This window comes from Streptococcus sp. S784/96/1, assembly GCF_902729355.1.
Lineage (GTDB): Bacteria > Bacillota > Bacilli > Lactobacillales > Streptococcaceae > Streptococcus > Streptococcus caledonicus.
Map to the genome: position 1 here is coordinate 17,674 of NZ_CACVCC010000016.1, position 14,367 is coordinate 32,040.

12 protein-coding genes are annotated in these 14,367 nt (G+C 39.3%); 2 read left to right on the plus strand and 10 right to left on the minus strand.

The features are described 5' to 3' along the window. Positions 1-1,287, minus strand: coding sequence for a glycoside hydrolase family 125 protein (locus tag GZ996_RS06795; RefSeq protein WP_161978508.1), 1,287 nt, complete (start codon positions 1,285-1,287; stop codon positions 1-3). Positions 1,288-1,632: 345 nt separating this feature from the next. Between GZ996_RS06795 and GZ996_RS06800 the strand changes: the two genes are divergently transcribed. Both GZ996_RS06800 and GZ996_RS06805 read left to right on the plus strand, forming a co-directional pair. Beyond that, on the plus strand, positions 1,633-3,756 hold the full coding sequence (locus GZ996_RS06800) for a GH92 family glycosyl hydrolase (protein WP_156805346.1): 2,124 nt from the start codon (positions 1,633-1,635) through the stop codon (positions 3,754-3,756). After that, positions 3,753-5,153, plus strand: a complete 1,401-nt coding sequence (locus GZ996_RS06805; RefSeq protein WP_162011664.1) for a glycoside hydrolase family 1 protein — start codon at positions 3,753-3,755, stop codon at positions 5,151-5,153. Before GZ996_RS06800 ends, GZ996_RS06805 begins: the two co-directional genes overlap by 4 nt. A gap of 201 nt (positions 5,154-5,354) precedes the next feature. Here GZ996_RS06805 and GZ996_RS06810 read toward each other — a convergent pair whose 3' ends face one another. The 9 genes from GZ996_RS06810 to GZ996_RS06850 all read right to left on the minus strand — a co-directional run bounded on the left by GZ996_RS06810 (position 5,355) and on the right by GZ996_RS06850 (position 14,365). Then, positions 5,355-6,038 (minus strand): DnaD domain-containing protein, encoded by a 684-nt coding sequence (locus tag GZ996_RS06810; RefSeq protein WP_162011665.1) that lies wholly within the window; start codon positions 6,036-6,038, stop codon positions 5,355-5,357. Between the two features lie 108 nt (positions 6,039-6,146). Beyond that, positions 6,147-7,079 (minus strand): homoserine O-acetyltransferase MetA, encoded by a 933-nt coding sequence (gene metA, locus GZ996_RS06815; RefSeq protein WP_156805520.1) that lies wholly within the window; start codon positions 7,077-7,079, stop codon positions 6,147-6,149. 283 nt (positions 7,080-7,362) lie between these two features. Beyond that, on the minus strand, positions 7,363-7,881 hold the full coding sequence (locus GZ996_RS06820; protein ID WP_156805349.1) for an adenine phosphoribosyltransferase: 519 nt from the start codon (positions 7,879-7,881) through the stop codon (positions 7,363-7,365). A 284-nt stretch (positions 7,882-8,165) separates the two neighbouring features. Beyond that, positions 8,166-10,958, minus strand: coding sequence for an isoleucine--tRNA ligase (gene ileS, locus GZ996_RS06825; protein ID WP_162011666.1), 2,793 nt, complete (start codon positions 10,956-10,958; stop codon positions 8,166-8,168). 300 nt (positions 10,959-11,258) lie between these two features. Further along, on the minus strand, positions 11,259-12,035 hold the full coding sequence (locus tag GZ996_RS06830) for a DivIVA domain-containing protein (RefSeq protein WP_156805351.1): 777 nt from the start codon (positions 12,033-12,035) through the stop codon (positions 11,259-11,261). Positions 12,036-12,048: 13 nt separating this feature from the next. After that, a complete protein-coding gene (locus GZ996_RS06835) occupies positions 12,049-12,840 on the minus strand; it encodes a YlmH family RNA-binding protein (RefSeq protein ID WP_162011667.1) in 792 nt (263 codons plus the stop codon). Beyond that, on the minus strand, positions 12,834-13,112 hold the full coding sequence (locus GZ996_RS06840) for a YggT family protein (RefSeq protein WP_156805353.1): 279 nt from the start codon (positions 13,110-13,112) through the stop codon (positions 12,834-12,836). The genes GZ996_RS06835 and GZ996_RS06840 overlap by 7 nt, the downstream gene beginning before the upstream one ends. 2 nt (positions 13,113-13,114) lie before the next feature. Then, entirely contained in the window at positions 13,115-13,675 is a 561-nt protein-coding gene (locus GZ996_RS06845; protein ID WP_156805354.1) for a cell division protein SepF, read from the minus strand. A 12-nt stretch (positions 13,676-13,687) separates the two neighbouring features. After that, positions 13,688-14,365: a YggS family pyridoxal phosphate-dependent enzyme gene (locus GZ996_RS06850; RefSeq protein ID WP_156805355.1), complete on the minus strand. Its 678-nt coding sequence runs from the start codon at positions 14,363-14,365 to the stop codon at positions 13,688-13,690. Between the last annotated feature and the right edge of the window lie 2 nt (positions 14,366-14,367).

Below are 14,367 nucleotides of genomic sequence, written 5' to 3' on the forward strand. Positions count from 1 at the left end.
CTAATCTCTCCTTCTTAATGCATCGTAATCTAACACTAATTCACAAAACATCATATTAGCCCATGAAAACCACTCTCTCGAATAAAGACTAGGATTATCTACATGGAAACTTTCATGCATCACACCGGTTCCACCGTCACAAGTCACCATTAAATCCAATAAACGAGCTTTTTCGTCCTTATCATCTGTCGTCAATCCTTCAATAGCTAGAGCAATTGGCCAGATATAGCGATAAAAGGTGTGGGTACTTCCACAACCAGAAGCATAAGTGCCTTCGTAATAATAAGGATTTTCCTTGCTCAAAATGGTTCGTCTCGTCGCCTGATAAATAGGATCTCGCTTATCACAATAGCCTAAATACGGTGCAGCTAATAGACTAGGAACATTGGGATCGTCCATGATAGATTGATTGCCTAAACCATCCACTTCATAAGCAAAGATGGTTTCTCCGTTAGCATTCTTCGTCAAACCATAAGTTTTGATACCTTGGTCAATTTCTTCACGTAAGATCCGTGCTTTCTCTGCTAACGCCTCATAACCTTCTGGCTGTTGGACTGCGAGGATCTCTGATAAATACCGTAATACCACCACCGCAAACATATTGGACGGAATCAAATATGGATAAACACAGGCGTCATCACTTGGACGAAATCCTGACCAAGTCATTCCTGTGTAAGCACACGGATTCCCCTTGCCCTGATGAGGTAAGGTATCTTCTAGTCGTTCCGTATCACGCTCAAATTGATAAGGGGACTGCTCATGACGTTGCTCTAATCTCCAAGTATCGACAATCACATTTGCTGTCTGATAAAAGTCCTCTTGTAGATGCGCTGTTTCCCCCGTCACTTTCCATAATAAATAAGCCAATTCTAAAGGATAGCAAAGCGAATCAACCTCATACTTTCTCTCCCAAATACGACCCGTCATCGTCGTATGATCAGATTGGTGCCCACGGCCATTATCATCTTGGTTAAAAGCATTGGCATAGGGATCATGGCAAATAAAATCACATTGTCGCTTGACCAAACCAACGATGGTTTGCCGTAATTGCTCATCATCACGTGCCAAGGAAAGGTAGGGTTTGATTTGTGCTGTTGAATCCCTCAACCACATGGCAGGAATATCACCTGTCAGAACAAAACTAGTGCCATCTTCCAGAACCGTCACCGTATTATCCAAAGTGTCGGTAAAGCAAGTTTCAAAAATCTTCTGCCAACTTGGATGATCAGCAATTCTCTCACCAATCACCTGCAACCAATTCTTCATTTTTTCTTTGTTGTAACTCATGTTATTAGGTCTCCTTTAAGTCCTATTGCTTAGGCAAACTTTTTCATGCCAATAACAGTCCACATTAGCAGGCTCGTGCGCTTGCTGAGCTAACATCACTAATGTATCAACCTAGCTAACGCTAATCTGTCATTATTAGTTTAGACAAGATCACTGACAATTCCCATACACAAATTAAATCCTTTCTTACACAAATATGTGATTTTCAGCGACAGCTATTTTTTTCCAAAAAAGCTTCTACTATAATGAAACTAAGCGATTGTCTAGTCCGCAATGAGACGACCCTTTTAAACCGTTAGGCAATAAAGGGATTTTCTTGATAATCCTACAAACAAAGGAGATCTTATGACCACTACTTCTCAGATTGATACCCGATTGGGCACTTATAATTCTCATTCCTACTCTAACGGCAATTGCCTCCCTTTAACCGCTGTGCCGTGGGGAATGAATGCCTTCTGCCTACAAACGACCGATCAACAAGGCAACTGGTTTTTCAATCCCTATGAACCTATTTATCAAGGCATTCGACTGACACACCAGCCAAGTCCATGGTTGGGAGACTTTGCGACTTTTCTTATCACTCCTGTGACCGGTCCCCTAAGCCAATCAAGCCTGTTTCATCGTCAATCCAGCTACCAATTAAACACGGCTAACTTCCGACCTGACTACCTCAAGGTGCATTCTACCCGTTACCAAGTTACTAGTGAACTTACCCCCACTTGTTATGGAGCTAGTTGCCGCTTTACTAGTGATACAGAGATGCCTGTGAGCCTTGTCTTGTTTGCACCAGATCAAGCGACTTATACCTATTGCAATGACAAGCACATTCACATTACTTTGCACAATGCGACAGAGACACAAGCTACGTACTTCAGCTTTTATATGGATTTACTCTTTTCCGAACCAATAAAAGACTGGTACTCATTACAGCAAGGACAAGTTGTTTCTAAGTGTTTGATAGATTGCCATGATGGACATATTCGCCTTAATTTTCACTGTTCTCAGCTCGAAATGACCTTAGCCACATCCTATATTAGTGCCGAGCAGTCTCTCTATCAGGCAAGACTTATCGGAGATTTTGACACGACACTTAGCCAAGCTAGTACCATTTGGGAACAGCACTTAAACCGCATTACTATTCACGACAAGGAGCCTTCTGAGCAGAAAGCTTTCTTTTACCATTGCCTTTACCGTACCCTACTTTATCCACAAACCTTCCATGAAATCACAGAGAATGGTGACGTTCTTCATTTTGATACCAAATCTGGTCAGGTCAAACCGGGTAGATACTACACCAATAACGGCTACTGGGATACGTTTCGGACAACCTATCCTTTTTACAGTCTCCTTTATCCAGACCAATACCAACATTTTTTAGAAGGTATTTTGAACCATTATCAAGATACAGGCTTTCTCCCCAAATGGTTGTCACCAGATGAAAGAGGAATTATGCCTGGAACTCTGGTAGATGGTGTCATTGCTGACGCTGCTAGCAAGGGTATCGGCAAACATCTCCTGCCTCAACTGCTACAAGCTATGGAAACCACTCGTCACACAGAAGACCAAACACGTCGCTACGGCAGACACGGTGCCAAAGATTACCAACAATTCGGTTATCTTCCAAATGACTATCATGAAAGTGTCAGCCACAGCTTAGATTATGCTTACAGTGATTGGTGTATCGGTCAAGTAGCTAAGGCTCTTGGACAAAATGAGCTGGCGCAAGCCTATGAAAGTTCTAGCTTATCCTACCGTCAACTGTTCGATCCTAATACTGGCTATATCCGCTCTAAAAATCGACAGGGACAATTTAGAAAGGAATTTTCACCTAAAGCTTGGGGCTGTGATTATGCAGAATGCTCTGCCATTCAGGCGACTTTAGGAGCCTTACACGATATTAACGGACTCATTGCGCTCATGGGTGGCAAACAAGCTTTTACCGATTACTTAGATGACGTCCTAAGCTCTAAACCACTTTTTGACTGCCAAAACTATGGTTATGAAATCCATGAAATGAGCGAAATGGCACAAGCTAACTTTGGCCAATTAGCCATTTCCAATCAACCAAGTTTTCATATACCCTACCTATACCAATTCAGCCAAACACCTGAGCGAACAGCTCAACTAATTCAAACCATTCGACAAGAAGCCTTTCTCCCTAACTTCCAAGGCTTCCCAGGTGATGAAGACAACGGCAGTCTAGCAGCTTGGTACCTCTTTGCCTGTCTAGGATTCTATCCGGTTTGCCCAGGTAATGCCACTTATCAGCTTGGGCAACCAGCCTTTCGCCACCTTACTTTGCACTTGGAGCAGCATGACTTGCACATTTTACATGACAAGCTAGAGCCATCACCTGCCCAACTCCAAGTGGCATTGGATGGCAAAAGGATGACAGCACTCAACCACCACGACCTCATCACAGCTAAAGAGCTGATCTTTGTTACAACTCATGAAAAGGAAATCAGATGACACATTACACCTTTCCAAAACACTTTTTCTGGGGGAGCGCAACTAGTGGTCCTCAGAGCGAAGGCCGTTTCCCAGACGATGGAAAAGGCGATAACACCTGGGACTACTGGTTCCAACAAGAACCCCATCGTTTCCATAATGGGATTGGACCAGACAAGACCTCTCAACTTTACAAGCACTTCCGAGAAGATATCCAACTCTTGAAAGCCACTGGGCATAACTCCTTTAGAACATCAATCCAATGGAGCAGACTATTCCCAAAAGGTACTGGTGAGGTTAATCCTGATGCAGTTGCCTTTTACAATAACTACATCGATGAGCTCCTTGCCAATAATATCGAACCTTTCATCAACCTTTACCACTTTGATTTACCCATGGCGCTGCAAGAAAAGGGAGGCTGGTTAAACCGTGACGCTGTTTTAGCCTTCGAGCATTATGCTAAAACCTGTTTTGAGCTGTTCGGTGACCGCGTACGCTACTGGTTTACTCAAAATGAACCCATTGTCCCTGTCGAATACGGTTACCTTTACCAAGGGCATTACCCTTGTGAAGTCAATTTGAATCACGCTATTCAAGTTGGTTTTCATTCCGCTCTAGCTAGCAGCCTAGCCATAAAAGCCTACCGCGAAGGAAAGCACGACGGACAAATCGGTATCATCCTCAACCTGACACCTAGCTACCCTAGAGACCCTTCCAATCCTAAGGACGTCAAAGCAGCTCAGATTGCGGATGCTTTTTTCAATCGTTCTTTCCTTGATGTCTCTGTCAAAGGACACTTTCCAAAAGACCTTGTTGAGATTATCAAAGCCTTAAACATGATTCCTGATTACCAGCCAAAAGATTTAGCGATTATCCAGCAGCATACCGTTGACCTCTTAGGCATCAATTACTACCAGCCACGACGAATCAAAGCTAAGGAAACCCCATTACCTACCAATCCACATATCCCTATGCCAGATGATTATTTTGATTACTATGATATGCCAAACAAAAAAATAAACCCCTATCGGGGTTGGGAAATCTATGAAAAAGGCATCTATGACATTCTCATCAATCTCCGTGATCACTATGGCAATATCCCTTGTTTTATTGCGGAAAACGGTATGGGAGTTGAAAACGAAAATCGTTATCGTAACGAAGCAGGCTATATCAATGACCAATACCGCATCGATTTTTACAAAGACCACCTGCGCTACGTTCATCAGGCCATTACAGAAGGGGCTAATTGCCTCGGCTACCATGTTTGGGCCGGGCTTGATTGCTGGTCATGGCTCAATAGCTACAAAAACCGATACGGCCTTATAGAAGTAGATTTGAGCCAAAATGCCCAACGCCGCATGAAACAATCCGGCCTCTTCTTTAAACAGCTCTCCACACAAAACGGCTTTTCAGATTAATTGAGCACCCTCCGACTCACTAAACTCTGTAATAAACTACAACATAAAAAACGGTCATCTCCAAACTCTGAAATGTCCGTTTTTATACTTTAGTATGTTTTACTTTAAGAGTAAATTCTATTAAAATTATACTATTTCTCATACTAAGTTCCGCTTTCTAGAGACATAGAACCTACTTTAAGAAATACCGTATGGTATTCTCTAATCACTCCATATACTCATTGCTGACAGAAAATCATCTGAAACAGTAATATTTTCGGGACTAATACGTTCCCTCTCTAAACGTCGCTCTTCTACTTGACGTAACGTTCTAATCCCCTCTTTGCGCCAATTTCGCAAAATGGCTTGAATATACTTCCAATTTGTCTTATTATTAAAAACAGCTTCGCGGAGAGCTTCGCGAATAAGTTCCGGGTCTGTATTGTCTTCATAAACCAATTTTTGAACATCTTCCAAAATCATAGGATTGAGCATCCCCATAGCTTGCTCTAAATCATCTGTTAAACGTTTAATCGCTTCACCTTGACCAATATATTGGACTGTTTTTTCATCCTTCTTTGCCATGCTCAAAATGTTATCCAGTTTCGCCAGAGCCGGACTAGCATCAAAAATGACTTCCACCTCACCTGCCAATTCTATCGTTTTAACATCAAGGACCCCTTCTCTTTCTAAATTAGAAATCAAACGGTTGATTTCAGTCACTGTTTTGCCCAAAGCATTCGCAATTTGACTTGGAGCAATTTCTTCTAACTTTGTCGTGTTTTGCATATAGAAAAATTGCCAAACTAAAAATTCATCCGTATTTGAAAATAATTCTTTAATATGAAAAAGCAGAGCTGATGGTAAGACAAGATTACCCAAATGAAAATTTTCTAAATAACTCATATTCAAGGTTATAGAGAAGAGTAGCGGATATCATAGATATCCTCTTCTCAAATCCAATTCAACAAAAAACTGGACAATCCTTTCTATTTTTTAACTCATACCACCCTATTACTCTACTGAATCAGATAATTCTTCCAAACGATAGGGGGTCTCTTGATAAACAGCATAATTAATCCAGTTACTAAAGAAGGTAGAAGCTGCTAAATTCCAACGCATAACGGGGGCTTTTTCAGGATTATTTTCCGGAAAATAATTATCAGGAATACTTATATCTTTTCCTGCTAGCAGATCACGGTTATATTCTTTAGCAAGGGTATCACGGTCATATTCTAAATGACCAAAACTATAGACGTTGCGCATATCCTTACTCGCAAGAAGAGATAAACCAACGCTGTCACTTTTCGATAAAATATCTAACTCTTTAATCTGACTAATATCCTCTTCCAATACTTCAGTATAGCGAGAATGTGGAGCTAAAAAAGTATCATCAAATCCTCTCATCAAAGGACTTGTTTTAGCAACGACATCTTGGCTAAAAACTCCTGATAGTTTACCATCTTTACGCAACCATTTTTCAATTCCATATTGAAAATAGAGCCCCGCCTGTGCTCCCCAACATAAATGAAGTGTTGAGTAAACATGCGAGTCTTTCCATTGAAAAATTTGACTTAACTCTGTCCAATAATCAACCTCTTCAAACGGAAGCGTCTCTACAGGAGCACCCGTAATAATGAAACCATCATAATATTTCTCTTTGATATCATCAAATGTCTTATAAAAAGTCTCTAAATGAATAGCCTTAGTATTTTTAGATTCATGACTCTTCATATGAATAAAATCAACATTAAGTTGCAAAGGAGTATTGGATAAATGGCGGAGCAACTGCGTTTCTGTCGCTTCTTTAGTCGGCATAAGATTCAAAATTAAGACTTCCATCGGACGAATATCTTGATGAATCGCCCGCTTATCATCCATAATGAAAATATTTTCTGCACGTAAAATATCTACCGCAGGTAATTTTTTATCAAGAGTAATTGGCATTTCAAAAAACTGAGAGCATGTATTCACCTATCAAATCATTAATTCAATAGAAATCATCATACTAAATAATAAAACTCTCCCTTTCTAAATCATTCATAATATCATTATAGAAGATGACACTATAGGTTTCAAATATAAATTTATTTGATAAATCCATAGTTTAAAACTATAGCAATGATAAAAACAATCAATAACCTAGAATACCAATTTAAGAAATAACTTCACCATCTGTTCCACAAAAGATGATGAAGTTTTTGAGATAAATAAATTAATAAAAACTAATTTAACCAGGGAAATTCATCAATACTTTGACATCATAGTCACCAATCGCTTCACGACCATTTAAACCATCAAGTTCAATAATAAAAGCACAGCCCGCCACTACACCACCAAGTTTTTCAATCAATTCGATAGTCGCTTTGACAGTCCCTCCTGTAGCCAAAAGGTCATCAACGATAAGAACACGTTGTCCTGGCTTAATAGCATCTGAATGCATGGTTAAAGTATCGACACCATACTCCTTTTCATAGTCGGCAGAGACTACTTCACGTGGTAATTTACCAGGTTTACGAACTGGTGCAAAACCAATTCCAAGCTCTACTGCAACAGGACATCCAATGATAAAACCACGAGCCTCTGGACCCACAATCATATCAATATCGTGATCACAAGCATATTGTGCAATTTCACGAACAGCATAACTATAAGCCTTTCCATCAGCCATAAGTGGCGAAATATCACGGAAGGTAATACCTTCTTTAGGATAATTTTTGATACTTGCAATATATTGTGTTAAATCCATAATTCTTTTAGCGAAAAACTCGCTATCCTTTCTCAAAGGGAGCACTCCCCAAAATGTTTTACACTATATTATATCAAAAAAAGAACGACTGGTCTAATGCCAGTCGCTTAATGACTCAATTTGCATACGAGAAAAATTTCCCTGTAATATAGTTTCCTGTAAGGAGAACTTAAAAATTAAGCTCAAAATTTGACATCCATATCAGACAGTCTCCCTAATATCTGGTAACTGGAAAATTATCAAACTGATAGTATCCAAAAATTCCCCTAACCTAGTCACTATTTTCAATTAATTTCAAATCCTTCAGCTACTGCTTCTGCAAAGTTTGCTTCAACGATTGACGCACAGTGATCACAGATTGTCACATGGTATGAACGTTCTGCAGTTGTCGTATCTACACGGCGGCAACGGTCACATACTTCACCTTCTGCATGAGCAACGGTAAAGGCAACACCTTCAAAGCTAGTCGCTTCAGCTGGAGCTTCTTCTTCTGTCACTGTCAATTGCGATACAATCAATAGCTGCGCTACATCACTAGACAAGTTGTCAAGCAGAGCTTTTACTTCAGCTGATGCATAGATTGTCAAGTGAGCTTCCAATGATTTACCAATAACTTTTTCATTACGAGCTTCTTCAAGCGCTTTTTGAGCTTGTGTACGAAGCGTCATAAAGGCTTCCCAGTTTTCAAGCAAGGCTTCTTGGTTTGCAAAGATTTCAACCTCTGGCATTTCAGCTAATTGAACGAATTCTTCTGCTTCATGTTCAAGGTAAGACCAGATTTCCTCAGCAGTGTGAGGCAAGATTGGTGTCAATAATTTTGTGATTTTCACCAAAATGTCATAGAAGACGGTTTGCATTTGACGGCGAACCAAGCTGTCTGTTGCTTCGATGTACACGACATCTTTAGCAAAATCGAGATAAAAGGCAGACAAATCAATGGTAATAAAGTTGACAACGGCTTTGTAGATGGCCATAAAATCATAAGACTCATAAGCTGATTTGATAGCGGCCACCAATTGGTTGAATTTAACTGTCATGTATTGGTCAACCGCACGAAGCTCATCATAGGCAACAGCATCCGTTGCTGGGTTAAAGTCAGATGTATTGGCAATCAAGAAACGAAGAGTGTTACGGATTTTACGGTAAGTTTCTGATACTTGACCAAGGATATCCATAGACACACGCACATCGTTATCGGTATCTACTGACGTTACCCAAAGGCGAAGAATTTCAGCACCATATTGCTTAGCAACGTCGTTAGGTGAGATAATATTACCTTTTGATTTAGACATCTTCTCACCCTTACCATCAAGAACGAAACCTTGTGACAAGACTGACTTGTATGGTGCATGCCCATTGACCGCAACAGAGGTAATCAATGATGAGTTGAACCAACCACGATATTGATCAGAGCCTTCAAGGTATAGGTCTGCTGGGTAAGAGAGGTTCTCACGAGCATTCATGACACCGTTCCAAGATGATCCTGAATCGAACCAAACATCCATGATGTCAGTTTCTTTTTCAAAGAGACCATTTGGTGAGCCTGGGTGTGTGAAGCCTTCCGGAAGCAAGTCTTTTGCTTCTGATTTCCACCAGATAATTGACCCATGCTTTTCAAAGAGATTTGCCACATGATCTGTTACTTCCTTAGAAAGAATCGGTGTCCCATCTTCAGCATAGAAAATCGGCAATGGTACTCCCCAAGCACGCTGACGAGAGATAACCCAGTCGCCACGGTCACGGATCATATTGTAAAGACGTGTTTTACCCCATGATGGATTGAAGGTTGTTTTTTCAATTTCATCCAAGATTTCTTGACGGAATTTAGACACTGAGGCAAACCATTGTGGAACAGCACGCCAGATGATTGGTTTTTTCGTACGCCAGTCAAATGGGTATGAATGGTTAATCACTTCTGAAGCAAGCAACAATTCACCCAATTTTTCTTTAACTGTTGGGACAACCTTGTCATAGAACTGCCCTGCAAAATCAGCACCAGCATTTCCCATCATCGACCCACGGCTATCAACCGTCACAGCTACTTCAAGATTGTATTTCACACCAACATTGTAGTCATCCTCACCAAATCCAGGCGCTGTATGGACAATACCCGTACCAGAGTCAGTTGTCACGTGGTCACCGAGGATAACCAACTCATCAACTTCTGTATCCCATGGGTGTTCCGTCACGATGTACTCAAAATCAGCACCTTTTCGAACTTCAAGGATTTCAAAGTTTTCCCAGCCAAATTTAGCAGCAAGAGTATCAACAAGTGCTTCTGCAACCACGTATTTACGGTCGCTACCATCTGGCATTACAACCACGTAATTGATATTTGCACCCATGGTTAAACCACGTGAAGCCGTTACCGTAAATGGTGTTGTCGTCCAAACCACGATGTAAGTATCTGTATCAATAATACCTTTACCATCTTTAACTTTATTGGCATAGTAAAGCGAGGTAGAGTCAATATCATGGTACTCAATCTCAGCCTCAGCAAGTGCTGACTCTGATGACCATGACCAGTAAACTGGCTTAGCTCCACGGTAGATATAACCTTTATCAGCCATCGTACCAAAGACACGAATTTGATCTGCTTCGTATTCTTGTTTTAGAGTGATGTATGGATTGTCCCAGTCTGCTGAAACACCTAAACGTTTGAAGTCATCGCGCTGTTTATCTACTTGAGAAAGAGCATAATCACGACACATTTCAAGGTATTCAGCCAAATCCATTTCCTTACGTTTGACACCTTGTTTAGCTAACACTTGCTCAATTGGAAGACCGTGTGTGTCCCAACCTGGCACATAAGGTGCACGGAAACCAGACATTGATTTTGACCGTACAATGATATCTTTTGAAATTTTGTTAAGCGCATGCCCAACGTGGATATTACCATTGGCATACGGAGGGCCATCATGCAAATGAAATGACGGTTTGCCTTCGTTTAATTGCTGACGTTTATTATAAATATCCGCTTCATCCCATGCTTTTTGCCACTCTGGTTCTTTGTTTGGAAGGCCAGCACGCATTGGGAAAGCCGTTTTCCCCAAATTCAATGTTTTTTTTAATTTCATTGTAACTCTCTTTCTAGAAATAACTCATTTAAAACGATAAAACCACAAATAAAAAATGCCACAAAAAATCGCTCAAAGGACGATTAATCGTGGTACCACCTTTTTTCAGAAAAACGATACAGAGCCTCAAAACGATGATCTAAGTATCTGCTTTTCCCTCTTTGGTTGATAAGGAAACCACCCCTCCTAGCTTACTTTAGTTCAGCTAGAACTCTAGAAAATGATAAGATTCTAATGAGGGATTATAGGTCTTACACCATCACCTACTCGCTAAAAATATCATTAGATCTTGTGTTTTTCTTATTCTTCAATATTAATAGTGAATGTTCGAGTATCACCTAAAGCAAGGTCATTAGGCTCTAAAATAGTTTCTTCAATCAAAGGATTGGGTGCTGATTGTGCATTTTCCAATTCCATATTTGCCTCTGCTACACGACGATAGATTTCTTCCATTTCTTCTGGAGTAAACTGACGTGTTGCGTCAAATGTAACAGGCTCATCAGTGTCTGAAAAATTCTCTTGCAATACTTTTTCAACGACTTCTTTAAATGCAGCATCAGAATTTTGAAGGTAAACTGCTGTCGGTTGCAAGAGTTCCTGCCATTCTGGCGAATTGACAAGGTTCACTTGACTTTCCATTGCCGATAAAAGACGTTGATGGAAATGACGACTTTGACGTTTCAATTCCTCTGTTTCAACTGCTACACGTTTGGCATTATCAGTCGCATCACGTAAAATTTCATTAGCTTTTGTTTTAGCTTCTTCAATCAAATGTTGCGAGTCGAAAGTCGCCTTATTAATAACATTAGCCGCCTCAGCTTGAGCCGATGCCTTCACTTTATCTGCTGTTTCTTGTGCTAGCAATACAGATTGCATCAACGATTCTTTCATATCGTTAAAATAGGCTAATTTTTCTTCCAAATCACGGATTCGTAACTCTTGATCGCGATTAATACGCGTTAAAGCCTCATAATCATCTGTCACGATATCTAAGAAGTCATTTACTTCGTCTTCGCTATAGCCACGAAATTTTATTTTAAACGTTTTGTCTTTAATGTCAAGTGTCGTTAAAGCCATTAGTTTCTCCTCATTATTCTGTTATTTTTTCAATTGTAAGTTTAATTTTACCAGATTTACTTAGGCCATTTTCTCGGGCAATCTCATAACGTCCGTAGCCTCTAATACTTAGCAAATCACCAACTTCTAAGTCTTGTGAAACTTTTCCAAGACTGGCATAATTAAGCTTAACATTATCTTTTTCTATCAATTTCACTGCATTGCTTCGAGATAAATTCAAAATCTCTGAAATAAGGACATCTGCTCGCCAACTAGTAACTAAAATATCTTTCTCTTGTTTATGAACCATTCTAGGAAGCAAAAAATTAAGATTTTTTTCCTTTAGAGAGACTGAAATTTTACCAATTTTTCCTATATTTTGACTAAAATAAGATGCCATATTGGTTTCAACTAAAATTTGAACTTTTCCCTCAGCTATTAAGATATCACCAAAAATACTACGTTTAATACCAAGATGATTAATGAGTGTTCCCAAAATCTGCCTATGAGTTAAATGATTAAATTTAGTATTATAAGAAAATTCTAACAAACTAATTTCAAAATCTTCCAAATTCAAAACATAATAATCTGGAGAGATTAAAACTCTTGCATACTCTGTGTCATAATAATCTGAAGAAGCATAACAAGATAGCCCTGTTTGATTGACCAAACTAAGTAAAATAGCAACCTGCCTAGGATTAAGGAATTCTGTCACTTGAAAAGTATAGGTTGCCTCAACTTGTTCAATCAAATCTAAGCATTTTTCAATAAAAGTTTGTTCATCTGGACGAAAATGTTGGTAAACTACCCTATCGCCTTTTACCATAATGTGAATACCATGATATATAATTGCATCAATAAATATCGAAGAAACTGTAGAGCTACAAATGCTACTAAAACAGTAACATCAAATATCCCAAAATGCAATTTAAGTTTCCTAAAAGGCTTCAATAACGGTTCAACAAAATAAGCAACCCAATATCCTAATCTTGTTTGATAGGCACCGGGAAACCATGATAATAAGACATAAACACCTAACAACATCATATAAACTTCAATTACTTTAAATAAGATGCTAAAAATATAATAATTCAACATGTTTAACGTCTCTTCATATCATAATCAAAACTAGATGCTTCGTTATGTTGACCACGTTCTGACAAGCCAAGATCTTCAATATCGACAACAACATTTGCTGGAGTTAAAAGATACATGGAAGAACTAACTTTTTGCAAATTTCCAAAAAGAACAGAGCTCGCTCCACTAAGAAAATCAAGACAACGACGTGCAGGCGCATCTAACATATATTGAAAATCAATCAAGACACTCTCATTCTCAATCAAAAGATTAACAATTTCTGGAGCATCTTCATACTGTCTTGGGTATTTAATCGCAATTTTAGATTTTTCAGAAATTGGAGCATTCTGAGCCATATGTTCCCGTTGTTGAGCTAAACTAGGTCCACTTTCGGTAACAGCTTTCAAATGTATTTGTTCTTTTGCTGTTACCCGTTGCGATTCCTGACGGTAAGGTACTGGTTGCACGGGTGCTACTGGTCTAGCTGTTTCTTGATATTCAGAAGTCTCAACTTCTTCTGTATCAGATACTTCATCAGTATCAAAATAAGAAATGAAACTATTAATTTTATCCTTCAGTCCCATATATCCTCCTATTTAGTTAAAGAATGCCGTTCCAACGCGCACAAATGTAGCACCTTCTTGAATAGCAAGTTGATAGTCACTTGACATCCCCATACTAAGTTCAGTCATTGGCATATTCTTTATCCTTCTATCTCTTAGCGTTTCCTGTAATAGTTTTGTTTGTCTAAAAATATTCACTAATGTTGTCTCGTTAGCTCCAAAAGGTGCCATCGTCATCAAACCTACAATTTCAATATGATCACATTGCTCTAATTCAGGTAACGCGTCTTCTAATTCCTCTATTGAAAAACCATGTTTGGTTGTTTCACCAGAAATATTAACCTGTAAGAAACACTTTATTTTATGTTGAGCTCGTTTTTGAATTTCTTGTGCTAGTTTAATCGAATCAAGCGCATGAAAATAGTCAACTAAATTGATAACATCTTTCACTTTTCTCCGTTGTAGACTACCTATGAGATGCCAGGTCAGTTCATTATCATTAGCCTTTAGGGCCTCATATTTTTCTAAAAATTGATCAACACGATTTTCTCCAATATGGCGAACGCCAGCTTCAACAAGCTGGCTAGCCACTTTATGATCAACATATTTTGTCACTGCAATCACAGATACAGACTCTGGTGAACGACCAATCTTATGGCAAGCATGATTAACTACTCCAAAAACTTTATCTGTTTGACTCTTTATTGTCATAT